This window comes from Ruegeria lacuscaerulensis (assembly GCF_013034745.1).
Taxonomy (GTDB): domain Bacteria; phylum Pseudomonadota; class Alphaproteobacteria; order Rhodobacterales; family Rhodobacteraceae; genus Ruegeria; species Ruegeria lacuscaerulensis_B.
This window is the reverse complement of record NZ_WQGP01000014.1, coordinates 1-15,067: the sequence shown is the minus strand read 5'-3', so window position 1 is coordinate 15,067 and position 15,067 is coordinate 1. Positions and strand designations below refer to the sequence as shown.

Annotated in this window: 18 protein-coding genes; 10 read left to right on the top strand and 8 right to left on the bottom strand. The window is 58.1% G+C overall.

The annotated features are described in order from the left end of the window. Window positions 1-15 precede the first annotated feature (15 nt). Genes GOV79_RS20910 through GOV79_RS20880 form a run of 7 tightly spaced genes read left to right on the top strand, consistent with a single transcriptional unit; the run spans window position 16 to window position 5,433 of the window. Complete coding sequence (locus GOV79_RS20910; RefSeq protein ID WP_170775352.1) at window positions 16-720, top strand: response regulator transcription factor; 705 nt, start codon at window positions 16-18, stop codon at window positions 718-720. 33 nt (window positions 721-753) lie between these two features. After that, window positions 754-2,466 carry an ATP-binding protein gene (locus tag GOV79_RS20905; RefSeq protein ID WP_170775353.1) on the top strand — a complete coding sequence of 571 codons (1,713 nt, stop codon included), beginning with the start codon at window positions 754-756 and terminating at the stop codon, window positions 2,464-2,466. Window positions 2,467-2,469: 3 nt separating this feature from the next. Then, window positions 2,470-2,940 carry an HPr kinase/phosphorylase gene (locus GOV79_RS20900; RefSeq protein ID WP_170791604.1) on the top strand — a complete coding sequence of 157 codons (471 nt, stop codon included), beginning with the start codon at window positions 2,470-2,472 and terminating at the stop codon, window positions 2,938-2,940. Then, complete coding sequence (gene rapZ, locus GOV79_RS20895) at window positions 2,925-3,818, top strand: RNase adapter RapZ (RefSeq protein WP_170775357.1); 894 nt, start codon at window positions 2,925-2,927, stop codon at window positions 3,816-3,818. Before GOV79_RS20900 ends, rapZ begins: the two co-directional genes overlap by 16 nt. Next, complete coding sequence (locus GOV79_RS20890; protein WP_170775360.1) at window positions 3,815-4,228, top strand: PTS sugar transporter subunit IIA; 414 nt, start codon at window positions 3,815-3,817, stop codon at window positions 4,226-4,228. Before rapZ ends, GOV79_RS20890 begins: the two co-directional genes overlap by 4 nt. Next, complete coding sequence (locus tag GOV79_RS20885) at window positions 4,225-4,494, top strand: HPr family phosphocarrier protein (RefSeq protein WP_170356715.1); 270 nt, start codon at window positions 4,225-4,227, stop codon at window positions 4,492-4,494. Before GOV79_RS20890 ends, GOV79_RS20885 begins: the two co-directional genes overlap by 4 nt. Window positions 4,495-4,533: 39 nt before the next feature. Continuing rightward, the gene (locus GOV79_RS20880; protein WP_170775368.1) at window positions 4,534-5,433 is read left to right on the top strand and encodes a lysophospholipid acyltransferase family protein; all 900 of its coding nucleotides are present in this window, start codon (window positions 4,534-4,536) and stop codon (window positions 5,431-5,433) included. Between the two features lie 73 nt (window positions 5,434-5,506). Here GOV79_RS20880 and GOV79_RS20875 read toward each other — a convergent pair whose 3' ends face one another. Next, entirely contained in the window at window positions 5,507-6,382 is an 876-nt protein-coding gene (locus GOV79_RS20875) for a 3-hydroxybutyryl-CoA dehydrogenase (RefSeq protein ID WP_170775370.1), read from the bottom strand. 162 nt (window positions 6,383-6,544) lie between these two features. Between GOV79_RS20875 and GOV79_RS20870 the strand changes: the two genes are divergently transcribed. Continuing rightward, window positions 6,545-7,366: a DUF6473 family protein gene (locus GOV79_RS20870; protein ID WP_237218081.1), complete on the top strand. Its 822-nt coding sequence runs from the start codon at window positions 6,545-6,547 to the stop codon at window positions 7,364-7,366. Between the two features lie 63 nt (window positions 7,367-7,429). Here the strand turns inward: GOV79_RS20870 and GOV79_RS20865 are convergent, their stop codons facing one another. The 6 genes from GOV79_RS20865 to GOV79_RS20840 all read right to left on the bottom strand — a co-directional run bounded on the left by GOV79_RS20865 (window position 7,430) and on the right by GOV79_RS20840 (window position 11,658). Continuing rightward, entirely contained in the window at window positions 7,430-8,359 is a 930-nt protein-coding gene (locus tag GOV79_RS20865; RefSeq protein ID WP_170775372.1) for an electron transfer flavoprotein subunit alpha/FixB family protein, read from the bottom strand. Further along, entirely contained in the window at window positions 8,359-9,117 is a 759-nt protein-coding gene (locus GOV79_RS20860) for an electron transfer flavoprotein subunit beta/FixA family protein (RefSeq protein WP_170775374.1), read from the bottom strand. The genes GOV79_RS20865 and GOV79_RS20860 overlap by 1 nt, the downstream gene beginning before the upstream one ends. A gap of 185 nt (window positions 9,118-9,302) precedes the next feature. Continuing rightward, window positions 9,303-9,875, bottom strand: a complete 573-nt coding sequence (locus GOV79_RS20855) for a cob(I)yrinic acid a,c-diamide adenosyltransferase (RefSeq protein ID WP_170775376.1) — start codon at window positions 9,873-9,875, stop codon at window positions 9,303-9,305. Next, on the bottom strand, window positions 9,876-10,079 hold the full coding sequence (locus GOV79_RS20850) for a twin transmembrane helix small protein (protein WP_170356709.1): 204 nt from the start codon (window positions 10,077-10,079) through the stop codon (window positions 9,876-9,878). It abuts the gene before it with no gap. Window positions 10,080-10,156: 77 nt separating this feature from the next. Next, the gene (locus tag GOV79_RS20845; protein WP_170791651.1) at window positions 10,157-10,984 is read right to left on the bottom strand and encodes an SDR family NAD(P)-dependent oxidoreductase; all 828 of its coding nucleotides are present in this window, start codon (window positions 10,982-10,984) and stop codon (window positions 10,157-10,159) included. Between the two features lie 68 nt (window positions 10,985-11,052). Beyond that, window positions 11,053-11,658 (bottom strand): SH3 domain-containing protein, encoded by a 606-nt coding sequence (locus GOV79_RS20840; RefSeq protein ID WP_237217585.1) that lies wholly within the window; start codon window positions 11,656-11,658, stop codon window positions 11,053-11,055. Window positions 11,659-11,859: 201 nt separating this feature from the next. On the opposite strand from GOV79_RS20840, the gene parC reads away from it, so the two are divergent. Continuing rightward, the gene (parC, locus tag GOV79_RS20835) at window positions 11,860-14,208 is read left to right on the top strand and encodes a DNA topoisomerase IV subunit A (RefSeq protein WP_170791603.1); all 2,349 of its coding nucleotides are present in this window, start codon (window positions 11,860-11,862) and stop codon (window positions 14,206-14,208) included. Window positions 14,209-14,305: 97 nt separating this feature from the next. Beyond that, window positions 14,306-14,899: a hypothetical protein gene (locus tag GOV79_RS20830; protein WP_170775380.1), complete on the top strand. Its 594-nt coding sequence runs from the start codon at window positions 14,306-14,308 to the stop codon at window positions 14,897-14,899. Here GOV79_RS20830 and GOV79_RS22285 read toward each other — a convergent pair. Further along, on the bottom strand, window positions 14,877-15,067 hold a 191-nt coding region (locus tag GOV79_RS22285), incomplete at its 5' end, for a hypothetical protein (RefSeq protein ID WP_214646858.1). The genes GOV79_RS20830 and GOV79_RS22285 overlap by 23 nt on opposite strands.

Here is a 15,067-nt window from a genome sequence, read left to right as displayed (position 1 = left end):
ATAGGGGCTAACCCGATGTCGAAGATTGCATTGGTGGACGACGACAGAAACATTCTGACGTCCGTGTCCATGACGCTTGAGGCCGAAGGCTTTGAGGTCGAGACGTACAATGACGGACAGGCCGCGTTGGACGCATTTAACAAGAAACTGCCGGATATGGCAGTTCTGGATATCAAGATGCCGCGCATGGATGGCATGGACCTGTTGCAGCGTCTGCGGCAGAAAACCCAGATGCCGGTGATCTTTCTGACCTCGAAAGACGACGAGATCGACGAGGTTCTGGGCCTGCGGATGGGCGCGGATGACTATGTCAAAAAGCCGTTCTCGCAGCGTCTTCTGGTCGAACGTATCCGCGCGCTGCTGCGCCGGCAGGAGGCGACCTCGGGAGATGCCACCGCTGCAACCACTGGCGATGCTAAAGTCATGGAGCGGGGAGAACTGCGGATGGACCCGCTGCGCCATGCTGTTAGCTGGAAAGGATCGGATGTGTCGCTGACGGTGACCGAGTTCTTGCTGCTTCAAGCGCTTGCGCAACGTCCCGGTTTCGTCAAAAGCCGCGATCAGTTGATGGATGTGGCCTATGATGATCAGGTCTATGTGGATGACCGCACCATCGACAGCCATATCAAGCGTCTGCGCAAAAAGATGCGCGCCGCCGACCCTGAGTTTTCGGCAATCGAGACGCTGTACGGCATCGGTTATCGGTACAACGAAGAATAACTTTGACTGAATAAGCAAAGGTAGTCGGGTCTGGTGCGCGATACGGAACACGCCAATGAGCTTCGCGACGGGGATGTCGTATTGGGGGATGACTGGGTCATTCCGCAGGATGCCGACGCGGCCGAACTGAACGCGACGCGCAGCCGTCGCAACCTGTTTGCCCTGCGCGGCTCGCCGCTGGCACGCAAGATCATCACCTTCAATTTGATCGCTCTAGTTACATTGGTCACCGGATTGCTGTATCTGGATGACTCGCGGGAAGAGCAGGTGGCGCAAACCGCGCAGAACCTGATGGGGGACGCCCAGCTTGTCAGTAACGTGTTCGAAGCGCAGTTGCGACAAAGCGAATTTGGCCTGTCTGAATATGCCGGAGAGCTGGACGTCAAGGATACTCTGGCCGAGTTGAGCCTACCCGAAGGCGGTGAAGTCTTTGTTTACGATGGCTCAGGCACTCTGATCGGCTGGACACGCGGCGGTGAGACACAAATGCCGGGTCTGCTGAGCGTTGATGCGGATATTCAGACAGGCAGTACGTTGATCAGCGACGCGCTCAATGCTGTCTGGACGGGCTTGTCACGGGTTTTCACCAGTGACGATCAAGGGGTCGCTCCGACCCTGGCGCAACGGGTTCAGGCCATTATTCCCGGTGCCCTCGAGGGGCAGACGCAGGTTCAGGCGGTCAAAGATGACGCAGGTGAGACGGTGATCGTCGCGGCCTCGGCAATCCAGCTGGAAGGCGTGCCGGTCGGTGCCGTCGCCATGGCAGGACCTGCGGGCGAGATTGACGCTTTGGCCCGGCGCGAGCAGGAGCGGATCCTGCAAATGTTCGTCGTGGCGCTGTTGGTTTCCATTGGGCTCAGCCTTGTTCTGGCCTCGACCATTGCAAACCCACTTGCCGATCTTGCTGCGGCGGCAGAAACCGGAAAAGACCGCGGAACAGGGGTTAATCCCGGACGTATTCGTATCCCCGACTTGTCGGCGCGACCGGATGAAATCGGACGCCTCAGCCGCGCGCTGCGGGGGATGGTGACGGCGCTTTACAACCGGATTGATGCCAACGAACAGTTCGCAGCCGATGTCTCGCACGAAATCAAAAATCCGCTGGCCAGTCTGCAATCGGCCGTTGGCACCCTGCGTATGATCAAGCGCGAGGATCAGCGCGACAAGCTACTGGATGTGATCGAACACGATGTGCGCCGACTCGACCGATTGGTCAGCGATATCTCGAACGCGTCGCGCCTTGATGCTGAACTGGTCAAGGAAGAGGAGCAGCCCTTCGATCTGCTCAAGCTGCTTGGCAATATCGGGCAATATCTGGGTGAGGATGCGCGCTCGAAAGGGATTGACTATATCACCGATCTGCCCAGCCAACCCATTGTCATCAACGGGCTTGAGGCGCGTCTGGCGCAAGTTTTCGTCAACCTGATCACCAACGCGATTTCGTTCTGTGAAGAAAACGATGCAATCCGCGTTTGGGTGCGGCGGCGCGAAAACCGCGTGTTGATCGTGGTCGAAGATACCGGCCCTGGCATTCCCGAACAGGCGCTGACCAAGGTCTTCAAACGCTTCTATTCGCAACGCCCGGCCGAGCATTTCGGCAACAATTCAGGCCTTGGTCTGGCGATTTCGAAACAGATCATCGAGGCGCATGGCGGTGTGATTTGGGCTGAAAATATTCGCCCGACCGAAGCCGACATCACGTCGGACCCGCTGGGTGCGCGATTTGTGGTTGGGCTGCCGGTTTAACCCATGAGTGGCTCGCCCCTCTCTGATACTGAAAATCAGGACAAGGCCATCATCCACGCCAGTTGCGTTGCCGTAGATGGCCTGGGCGTTGTGATCATCGGCGCATCGGGGTCCGGCAAATCCGACCTTGCATTGCAAATGATGGCTTTGGGCGCCGGGCTGGTGGGCGACGACCGTGTAGTGTTGCGCATGGACGGCCAGAACATTGTCGCAGAGGCCGCTCCCAATATCAGCGGATTGATCGAGGCGCGAGGCGTAGGCCTGCTGTGCGCCACAAACGTTGGGCCTGTTCCCGTCGCCTGTATCGTGGATATGGATCAAACAGAACAGGCCCGACTACCCGATCCGCTAGAAATTCGAGCCCTGAGGCAAACTGTTCCCTTGCTACGGGGCGGCGGCGTGCCCAATTTGGCCGCAGCACTCTTTCAGATGTTGAAAATGGGACGGGTGAACCCGGAATGGCCCAACACATGACACCGCAACGGCGCATCGTTCTGGTGACCGGTCCTTCGGGGGCCGGGCGTTCGACCGCGATTCGTGTGCTTGAAGATCTGGGATTCGAAGCCATCGACAACCTGCCGATGGGTTTACTTCTGCGCTTGCTGGATGGCTCGCAAGACGACCGGCCGATGGCGCTGGGAATTGATGCACGCAATCGTGATTTCTCGACCATTGGCTTTATCGAACTGGCCGCGAAATTGCGCCGGATGGAGCAGGTAGATCTGACCACGCTCTATCTGGATTGTACGGATGATATCCTTTTGCGGCGCTTTTCGGAAACTCGCCGCCGCCACCCTGTCGCTGCAAACGCCAGCCCTGAAACCGGAGTTGTGCAGGAAAAGGAACTGCTTGCCCCCATCCGCGAGATTGCTGACACCCTGATCGACACCAGCCCCTTGAACGTACACCAGTTGCGTGAAGAGGTTGAACGTTGGTTTGCCCCTCAAGGCGGGAGGCATCTGGCGGTTTCAATAGAGTCCTTTTCCTATAAACGCGGCCTTCCGCGCGGGCTGGATATGGTGTTTGACTGCCGGTTTTTGGCCAACCCATATTGGCGGCCGGAATTGCGGGCAGAGGATGGTCGAAACCCGGATGTGGCGCACTATGTTCAGTCAGACGCGAACTATGCACCGTTCTTCGAACGCGTGGTCGATTTGCTCAAACTGCTGCTTCCGGCCTATCGCGCCGAAGGAAAGGCCCATCTGTCGGTTGCCTTTGGTTGTACCGGGGGCCAACACAGATCGGTCGCCACCGCCGAGGCGGTTGCAAAAGCCCTTGCGGAGGAGGGGCAGCAAGTGGCAATTAGGCACCGCGAAATGGAACGTCGCTTGTTGAATGTGAGGCCGGATTGATCGGGATCGTACTTGTTGCACATGGTGGATTGGCCCAGGAATACTTGGCGGCTATGCAGCATGTCGTTGGACAACAACCCGGCCTGGTCGCAATCTCGATCGAGGCCGATCATGACCGGAACGCAAAGCAGGCCGAAATTTGCGCCGCTGCCGACAGCGTGGATGCTGGCGACGGCGTCGTTGTCGTGACCGACCTGTTCGGCGGCAGCCCATCGAATCTCAGCCTGCGGGCCTGTGCGCCACAGGATCGGCGCATCCTGTATGGCGCAAATCTTCCTATGCTGATCAAACTGGCCAAATCTCGCCATTTGCCGATTGGCGACGCCGTGCGATTGGCGATGGAGGCTGGACGAAAATATATCAATGCGCAAAATGTGACATTGGACGAAGACCGGATTGACCATACATGACCACCCGAAGCTTGAAGATCGTTAACGAAAAGGGCCTTCACGCCCGTGCCTCGGCCAAACTGGTTGAGGTGGTGGAAGGGTTTGATGCTCAGGCAGAAGTGTCGAAAGATGGGCTTTCGGCCTCTGGTGACAGCATTATGGGCCTTTTGATGTTGGCAGCGTCGCGTGGAACGACTATTGACGTCGAGACGTCCGGACCGGATGCTGAGGCGTTGGCCGATGCGTTGGAAACTCTGGTGAACGACAAGTTCGGCGAGGGGTTCTAACGGCACCTGCCGCAGGACCAAGAACGGGAAGACCAGGAATTGGCGGAAACAACGCACGAGACCAAGACAGGCCCGGTTGTAAACGGGGTCGAGGATCAGGGGGAAATCTACGACCGTAGAACTCTGACCTATGCAAATTCCTTTGACGATGCGTGGACGTCGACAGCCATCCGCGCGATCGAATGGTGCACCGGCAAACTGACCATTTTGCGCATGGTCAACAAGTTCGAAAAGAAGAACGAGTATTATCGAGGGCAACGGTTCTGGGGCGGTGCGCTCGAGGTTATGGGAATTGATCTGACCACCCCGCCGGAGCAAATCGCAAATATTCCAAAGGAAGGGCCGGTCGTTGTGGTTGCCAACCATCCGCACGGCATGGTCGATGGGATGATCTTCGCCGAACTGATCGGGCGTGTGCGCAGCGACTACCGCATCTTGACTCGCTCGGTTCTAACCGGGCTTGACGAGGCGGCGACGTCGTTCATGATCCCGGTGCCCTTCCCGCATGACCCCGAAGCACAAGCCAAAATGCTGGAAATGCGCGGCAAAGCCATGGAGCATCTCAAAAACGGTGGCGTCGTCGCACTGTTTCCCTCTGGCGTAGTGATGTCCTCCGATGACTGGTTCGGTCCCGCGATTGAGCGGGAATGGAATGTCTTCACTGCCAAAATGATCCGCCGCTCCGGCGCTCAGGTCGTGCCAATCTTCTTCCCAGGCAGCAATTCGCGCGCCTACCAGATCGCCAACAAACTATCAGCGATCCTGCGTCAGGGTCTGTTACTGCATGAAATCGTTCGCTCCTGCAACAAACCGCAGTCCCCCGTTATCGGCGAACCGATCTCGGACGAAGATATGCAGCTGCTCGAAACCGACCCGCGCGGTTTCATGGCCTGGCTCAGAAAACACACATTGTCCCTGCGCCAGGCGCCCAAACACTGATCCGCCTCTTCATCTGGCTAGAAATATCCCGGGGGTGAGCCCGGATAATTTCCGGGCGAGGGGGCTGGCCCCCTTACCGCGTCGGTACTGGGGCATCACCCCTATAATCATAAAACCCACGTTGCGTCTTGCGACCCAACCACCCGGCCTCGACATATTTCGTCAACAGGGGGCACGGACGATACTTGGTATCGGCCAACCCGTCATGCAGTACATTCATGATCGCCAGACAGGTATCCAGGCCAATGAAATCCGCCAGTTCCAGCGGCCCCATCGGGTGGTTTGCACCTAGTTTCATCGATTGATCGATGGACTGTACATTCCCGACTCCTTCATAAAGGGTATAGACGGCCTCGTTGATCATCGGCATCAGGATGCGATTTACGATAAAGGCGGGAAAATCCTCGGCGCTGGCAGCGGTTTTGCCTAGCTTGTCGACCACCGCCTTGCAGGCACTGAAAGTGTCCTCATCCGTGGCAATCCCGCGGATCAATTCCACCAGTTGCATGACAGGGACCGGGTTCATGAAATGAAACCCCATAAACCGTTCTGGCCGGTCCGTGCGGCTGGCGAGCCGCGTGATCGAAATCGACGAAGTGTTCGACGTTAGAATCGTATGCGGCAGCAAATGGGGTTGCAGGTCTTCGAAAATGGCTTGTTTGACGGCCTCGCGCTCGGTCGCAGCCTCGATCACCAAATCGGTTTGCCCAAGCCGGGGCAATTCCAGCGTTGTTGTGATGCGCTTCAGCGCGTTCTGCATTGCCTCATCCGAGATCTTGCCGCGCGACGCCTGGCGGGCCAAATTGCCTTCGATTGTTGCCAAAGCACTATTGAGCGCATCCTGACTGACATCATTCAAAAGAACATCGTAATCCGCCAGGGCAAGGACATGAGCAATACCGTTGCCCATCTGTCCCGCGCCTATCACTCCGACTGATTTTACATCCATTTTTTGGTGCCTTTGTCTCACGGGTCAGGGCGACAGTATCGGTAGATTGGGGCGGGCGGCAAGAGCATCGGGTGCATCCAGTTTGCTTCAAATGCGCACATTAGAGAATTCTCAAGACTTACGGCTGCAAGATGGCACCCGGGTGAAAAATGGGTGAGTGTTATGAGCTATCATCAAACAGGCTCGGGGATACCCGAGGATGCCGTTTGCCAATATTCTAGTGCGCGGCTTTGGTTTCGGGGGCCCAAGCGGTCCTTGGATACACCATATATGGCTTGCGCAGGAGGGACAGAAACCTTCGGTCGTTTTGTCGATCGTCCCTTTGCAGCAGTGCTTGAGGACCGGTTGGACCGGCGTTGTCTCAATCTCGGCAGTCTGTTTTGCGGAGTCGACGCGCTTTGTCAGGAAAAAGGCCTGCAGTCCATTTTAGACGCTGCAGAGCTATGCGTCTTACAGGCTCCGGACCTTTTGGGGCAATCGAATCGCTTCTATCGTGTGCACCCAAGGCGGAACGACCGGTTTCTTGCCGCGACCGATGACCTGATCTCGCTCTATCCCGAGATTGATTTCGCTGATGTCAATTTCGTGCATCATCTGATGAAACTGCTGCAGGGTCATCAGGATGCGAGGTTCGAAGCTGTGGCGGAAGAGTTGCGCCGAAACTGGGTCCGGGAGGTCGGCGGCCTGCTGCAAAGCCTGCAATCACCGGTGATCCTTTTGTGCCTTCGCGTCATACGGCAATCGGAAGACTCTCGACCAGTTCAGGAAACAGAAGTGCCGTTGACGCGTGAGATGCTGAACGCCGTCAGACCCTATTGCGCGCGGATTGTGCGGGAAACGGTGTGTGTTTCGGGCCAGTCGGATGAGTTGGAGGATATGTTGTTCGGTACGCTGCAACAACCGATGGCCGAGTTTATGATCGGACCCGCAGGGCATCGGTCGATTGCCGATGCGTTGGTCGGACCAATCCAGAATTTGCGCTAAAGAAAAGGCCCGCCAATCCGGCGGGCCCATCAGATTTTTCGTCGAAAAATCTTGGTCTAAAGATCAGCCGAGTTTCTCAGTCAGTTCCGGTACAGCCTGGAACAGGTCGGCAACCAAACCGAAATCGGCAACCTGGAAGATCGGTGCTTCTTCGTCTTTGTTGATTGCAACGATGACCTTCGAGTCCTTCATACCAGCCAGGTGCTGGATCGCGCCCGAGATGCCTACGGCAACGTACAGGTCGGGGGCAACAACCTTACCAGTCTGACCCACCTGCCAGTCGTTCGGAGCATAGCCTGAGTCAACGGCGGCACGCGATGCGCCAACGGCAGCACCCAGTTTGTCTGCCAGACCCTCGATCAGCTTGAAGTCCTCTTCCGAGCCGACGCCACGGCCACCCGAAACAACAACGCCAGCCGAGGTCAGCTCAGGTCGGTCGCTTTCGGCAACCTTGTCTTCAACCCAGGACGAAAGACCGGGGTTGTCGCCGACCGAGATGGTCTCGACGGCAGCCGAACCGCCTTCGCCTGCTGCATCAAAGGATGCGGTACGGAAGGTGACAACTTTCTTGGCGTCGTTCGATTTCACGGTCTGGATCGCGTTGCCTGCGTAAATCGGACGCTCGAAGGTCGAACCGTCAACCACGCCGGATGCATCCGAGATCACCATCGCGTCCAGCAGGGCCGCAACGCGGGGCATCACGTTCTTAGCGTCGGTGGTCGCCGGTGCGACGATGTGCTCATAGCCATCGGCAAGGCCTACGATCAGGGCTGCCGTCGATTCCGCCAGACGGTGACCCAGCGATTCGTCTTCGGCGACCAGAACTTTGGCAACACCGTCGATTTTTGCCGCGGCCTCACCAGCAGCAGCGGCAGAACCACCTGCGGCCAGAACGGTGATGTCACCCAGCGCCTTTGCGGCGTTGACGGCTTTGGCGGTGGCGTCCAGCGCCAGTTCACCATTGTTGACTTCGGCGAGAAGAAGAACAGCCATTACACAGCCCCCGCTTCTTTGAGTTTCGCAACCAGCTCGTCAACCGAGCCCACGACGATACCAGCGGCACGTGCCGGCGGCTCTTCGGTTTTGACGATTTCCAGACGAGGAGTGACGTCGACGCCGTAATCGGCGGCGGTTTTCTCATCCAGAGGCTTTTTCTTCGCCTTCATGATGTTGGGCAGCGACGCATAGCGCGGCTCGTTCAGGCGCAGGTCAACGGTCACGATGGTCGGCATCTTGACGCTGATGGTCTGCAGACCGCCGTCAACCTCGCGCGTGATCTTGGCGCTGTCGCCTTCGATATCCACCTCAGAGGCGAAGGTGCCTTGGCTCCAGCCCAGCAGAGCCGACAGCATCTGACCGGTGGCGTTCATGTCGTTGTCGATCGCCTGTTTGCCCGCCAGAACGATGCCCGGCTGCTCTTCCTCGACCACTTTGGCCAGGATTTTGGCAACGGCCAGCGGTTCGATATCAGTGTGCACGTCGTCGGCTGCGACCACCAGGATGGCGCGGTCTGCACCCATGGCCAGCGCGGTACGCAGAGTTTCCTGCGCCTGCTTGACGCCGATGGAAACGGCAACGACTTCGTCAGCCTTACCTGCTTCTTTCAAGCGGATCGCCTCTTCGACGGCGATCTCGTCGAACGGGTTCATCGACATTTTGACATTGGCGAGATCAACACCGCTGCCATCCGCTTTGACGCGAACTTTCACGTTATAGTCAATCACGCGTTTGACAGGCACGAGTACCTTCATTTTGCGCTTGCTCCTCACAAATAACGGTAAGCCGCGACGCGACTCCACCAATGCTCTCGGACGTCTGAATAACGTCTCAAGTCACGCGACAACAGGGCAAAATCGTCATCTCGTGGGCTTGGGACGTCGCGTTTCATGTTTTTTGACGCTACGGCGCGCAACAAAGGTGCCGTAGAGTCAACGTCTCAGCGGTTTGCGCCCGGAATCCACAGCACATCGGCCGCGCCATTTTCATTGGCACAGCGTGCGGCCACGAAGAACCAGTCGCTCAGGCGGTTAAGGTATTTCACCGCCGTTTCATTCACCGGTTCCATATTGGTCAGCTCAACCGCTAGACGCTCGGCCCGGCGCGAGACGGTGCGGCACACATGAAGATGCGCGGCCAGTCGAGACCCACCGGGCAGGATGAAGCTGCGCAACGGTTGCAGCGCCTCGTTCATGGCGTCAATTTCGGCTTCCAACCGGTCGATCTGCGAGGGGACGATGCGCAGCGGCGTATATTCGGCCTCGGCATCCTTATCCATGTCGGGGCGGCAGAAGTCGGCACCCAGATCGAACAGGTCATTCTGGATGCGTGACAGTGCGGCCTCGACCTCACCATCAGCTTCAGTTCGGGCGACACCGACGAATGAGTTCAGCTCATCCACTGTGCCATAGGCGGCAACACGACCCGAATACTTGGCAACGCGCTCCCCATTGCCCAAGGCTGTTTTGCCGTCATCGCCTGTGCGCGTGTAGATTTTGTTGAGTACGACCATTTACTGACCTCCCTGTCCGCGCAGCCAGACGTAGAGCACGATCAGCACCACGGCAATGAATTGAAACAGGATGCGCAGCTGCATCATCTTGTTGCTTTTCAGCGCGGCACTTTTCCCGGCCTTGCCGAAGTTTGAAATGCCGATCACCAGCACGACGACAACCGCCGCCATGGCCAGCAACAATACGACCATCAAAAGGTCCATGGGTCCACCGTCCGCGTTTATTACATTGGCCTATCATCTAGACCCGCGAGACCAAAATGCGAACCGGTAATTTCGTCTCAGACATCCGACAGGATGCGGTCGATGACCCGAGTCGGCAAAATCCGGCGCAGCCAGCCAGCGATATATGTGGGCGTCGTGACGTAATAGCGGGAGATGGGGCGTTTGGCCTCGACCGCGTGGGCCAGCTTGTCGGTCACGGCCGAGGCCGGCAGTTCAAACCGGTCGGGTCCCGAGGATTCGTAAAGCCGTTTCAGCAGCGATCCTTCGTACCGGCTGCGAAGGGCCGAGTTTTCCCAATCGATAAACCGTTCGAAGATCGGGATGGCGTTCTCTCTCAGCCGCGAGGTGATGGGGCCGGGTTCGATCAGGATGACCTTTATCTCTGTGTCGCGCAGTTCCAGTCGCAGCGTGTCGGTCAGGCCTTCGATCGCGTATTTCGTCGCCACATATGCGCCGCGCCAAGGGTACGCGACCAGTCCCAGTACGGATGAATTCTGGACGATTCGGCCACGCCCCTGCGCGCGCATCACCGGGATGACCTGGCGGGTCAGTTCGTGCCAGCCAAAGAAATTGGTTTCGAAGATGGCGCGCAACCCGTCGGTGGGAAGGTCCTCGACTGCTCCGGGCAGGCCGTGCGCGCCATTGTTGAACAGCGCGTCGAGAGTGCCTCCGGTTGCCTCAAGTACTTCGGCGAGCCCTGTGGTGATGCTGTCGGTGTCGGTATAGTCGATGCGGGGGCTTTCGAACCCTTGGGCGCGCAGCCGGTCGCAATCACGTTGCTGACGGCACGAAGCAAAGACGCGCCAGCCCCGTGCACGCATTCCATGTGCTGCGTCCAGCCCGATACCGGACGAGCAGCCAGTGATTAGAATTGATTTCTGCATCATGTCCCCGAACCTGAGCCTGGCCCATAGCTAGGGTGATGCTGAGCTCGGGACAATTGCTGCTTTGGCTAGTTCGTCGATTTTCCGACCAGCGAGGCAGAAATCCATCCGACCTGTTGCTGTGGCAACACGCGCAGACGCAGCCAGCCGGTGCCCGAATCGCTGAGAATTTCGACCTTCTGGCCAATCGTGGCCTTGCCGATGATCGGATAGATCGTGCCCGGCCCATCGCGCATATTGACCCGCGTGCCCGAGATTTCGCGGATGTCCTTTTCCGGCTCTGCCGGTGCTATCGGGTCAGCCTGTTGGGTTTCGGCAGGGACTTGTTTCAGACCCGTCACACCGTCCTCAAGCGACGCAAGCTGGATGCCGCTGGTTTGGGTGTCAAACACCGACAAGCCATTGAACCCCTCCAGGCTTGCGGGTTCGGCTACGAATTCGACAATCTCGGGTTGCTGTTTGATCGGTGTGATGCGCACGGTCGGCGTGCGCGCGGCCACGTTGGTGACAAGCGCCTCGGCGGGTGCTGGTGCGATCTGAGTCGGACTGGGCTGGGCAGCAACGCGCACGGGTTGTTCTGACCGCAGGCCGCGCGGTTCAAACTCGGGCCCTCCGCTCATGACATAGAAGCACCAGCCGAGTGCAGCGAAACTAATAACGATAAGGCGCGTCATGGCGCATCCCCCAGGTAATCGTGAAACATGAAATAGGCAGCAGCTTAATGATCCGGAGCGTACCATATCTTAGGCCCCGAGTCGAAAGATCGGGGGAAATCCAGCAGTTGCCTCCCCCTGTTGCAAAAAGCGCCACTTGTCCCCAGCAAAATGAGTGCCGGTTGCTTTACCGCGGCGCGCTTGCGTCGTATCACATCATATATGAACGACACGATCGACGACCCCAACATGGAGGCCCCCGAAGGCGGGGGCGAGGTAGCCGAACCGCTGCGCCGCGCGATTGGCGAACGCTACCTTACCTATGCTTTGTCCACCATCATGCACCGAGCGCTGCCCGATGCCCGTGATGGTCTGAAGCCGGTTCATCGGCGAATCCTTTATGCGATGCGCGAGCTGCGACTCAGCGCGACAGGGGGATTCCGTAAGTCCGCGAAGATCTCGGGCGATGTGATGGGCAACTATCACCCACACGGTGATGCCGCGATCTACGATGCGATGGCGCGTCTGGCGCAGGACTTTAACGTCCGCTACCCGCTGGTCGACGGGCAGGGGAATTTCGGCAACATTGACGGCGACAATCCGGCGGCCTCGCGATACACCGAGGCGCGGATGACCATCGTGGCCGAAGCGCTGCTGGAAGGTCTAAACGAAGACGCTGTCGATTTCCGCGACAACTATGACGGTACGCTGACCGAGCCGGTCGTGCTGCCTGCGCAGTTCCCGAACCTTTTGGCCAATGGCGCCAGCGGGATCGCGGTGGGCATGGCGACGAATATTCCGCCGCATAATATCTCGGAGCTTTGTGACGCCTGTCTGCATCTGATCAAGACGCCGGACGCGCGGGATGACACGCTGCTGAACTATGTCCCCGGCCCGGACTTTCCGACTGGTGGCGTGATTGTCGAGCCCCCTGAGAATATCGCGCAGGCTTATCGCACCGGGCGTGGATCGTTCCGCCTGCGCTGTAAGTATGAGGTCGAGGATCTGGGGCGTGGCCAGTGGCAGATCGTTGTCACCGAGATCCCGTATCAGGTTCAGAAATCCAAGCTGATCGAAAAGATCGCGGAACTGATCCAGACCAAGAAAATCCCCATCCTCGGCGATGTCCGCGATGAATCCGCGGATGACATTCGTCTGATCCTTGAGCCGCGTTCTAAAAACGTGGACCCCGAGGTGCTGATGGGGATGCTCTACCGCAACTCGGACCTTGAGGTGCGTTTCAGCCTGAATATGAACGTGCTGATCGACGGGGTGACGCCCAAGGTCTGCTCGATGAAGGAAGTGCTGCGCGCCTTCCTTGACCACCGGCAAGAGGTTTTGTTGCGGCGTTCGCGTCACCGCATGGCTAAGATCGACCACAGGTTAGAAGTGTTGGAGGGCTTTATCGTTGCCTTCCTGAACCTCGACCGCGTGATCGACATCATACGCTACGACGACGACCCGAAAGCCGCGTTGATGCGCGAGGATTGGGGCATCGACCACGTTCGTGCAAACGATGAATCCGATTACATCTCGCCCAAACCGGGCGAGGGCGAACTGTCCGAGGTTCAGGTCGATGCCATCCTCAACATGCGCTTGCGCAGCCTGCGCCGTCTGGAAGAGATGGAGCTGGTCCGCGAGCGTGACGCGTTGATGGAAGAGCGCGCCAATCTCGAAGACCTGCTGGCTGATCCCGCCCTGCAATGGGCCAAGATCGCCGAGCAGTTGAAAGAGACCAAGAAGACTTTCGGCAAAGACTATGAAGGCGGCGCGCGCCGTACCCAGTTCGCTGAGGCTGGTCAGGTCGAGGAAGTGCCGCTTGAGGCGATGATCGACAAGGAGCCGATCACGGTCGTCTGTTCTCAAATGGGCTGGATTCGCGCCATGACCGGCCATATCGACCTTAAGCGCGAGTTGAAGTTCAAGGATGGCGACGGCCCGCGTTTCATCTTCCATGCCGAGACTACCGACCGCCTGCTGGTATTTGCCTCAAATGGTCGGTTCTACACAGTTAGCGCGGCCAACCTGCCCGGCGGGCGGGGCATGGGCGAGCCGCTGCGTCTGATGGTCGATCTGCCGAACGAGGCGCAGATCATCGACATCCTGATCCACAAGCCGGGGCGCAAGCTGCTGGTGGCCTCGGATGCGGGCAACGGGTTCATGGTGCCCGAGGATGATGTGCTCGCGCAAACCCGCAATGGCAAACAGGTCCTCAACGTCAAGGGCGACGAGACGGCAATGATCTGTAAACCGGTCGATGGGGATCACGTGGCTGTCGTTTCGCAAAACGGCAAGTTCCTGGTCTTCCCCACCGAAGACCTGCCCGAGATGACCCGCGGCAAAGGCGTGCGCCTGCAAAAATACAATATGGCACGAGGGCGGCAGGGAACGCTGGAGCTGGATGGTGGATTGTCTGATATCACGACGTTCAACTGGGAAGAAGGCCTGAAATGGTCCATGGGCGGTGACAAGACCCGGCACGAGGCGGATATGTCTCAATGGCTGGCCAAACGCGCCAGTGTGGGGAAAAAACCGCCCTACGGCTTCCCGAGGGACTATAAATTCTCGTGATCTCGCGCCCGCTTGCGGGGAATTCCGCCGATACGGCTTGGCACAGTCCGTATCGGTGCGCTAGATCAAAGAAAACAGGCATATCGAGACGAGAGACATGTTGCGCATTCTGACCTTGATCACCGGACTGGCCCTGATGGGCGCTTGTACGCAGACACAAGTGTATGAAGAGCCCGAGTCGCTGGGTGAATTTAAACTGCGCGTCAACTATGCCTTTGCCGAAAAGGCGGTGCAGGGCCCGGTTTCACGCGATGCCACACCCGATGAGTGGACCGCGGCGATTCAGAATGCGGTGGATATCCGTCTCGGCCGCTATGAGGGCGCGCAGGATTACGACATCGGCATCAGCCTGGAAGGATACATGCTTGCGCCTCCGGGCATTCCATTGATCTACAACCCGCGCAGCACTGCAATCGTGCTTGTGAATGTCTACGACGTGAACAAGAAAGAGTTTCTGGCCAAGGGTAAAAAATTTCAGGTTCTGGAAGACACCACAGGCGGCAGCGCGTTCAAAGGCTCAGGCCATGAGCGCACCAAGGAAGAGCAGATGAGCGGTCTGTCCCTGAAGGTAGCGGACCGAGTCGAAGAATGGCTGGCCGAGGAACATCAGCAGAACGGTTGGTTCAAAAGCCGCCCCGATCTGATCCAGCCGCTGGATTCCGGTGAACTCACGCAAAATCCAGCGTCGTAAACGGCTTTTCCCGCAGGATGTGCTTGATTTTCCCCTGCGAACCAAATATCTCGCGCGCGCAGATGTAACCACGGGACCACGGGTCCCCCAAATCGCAAAAGGGCGCCTGAGGAATGGCAAAGGAAAAGTTTGAGCGTACAAAACCGCACGTCAACATCGGCACGATTG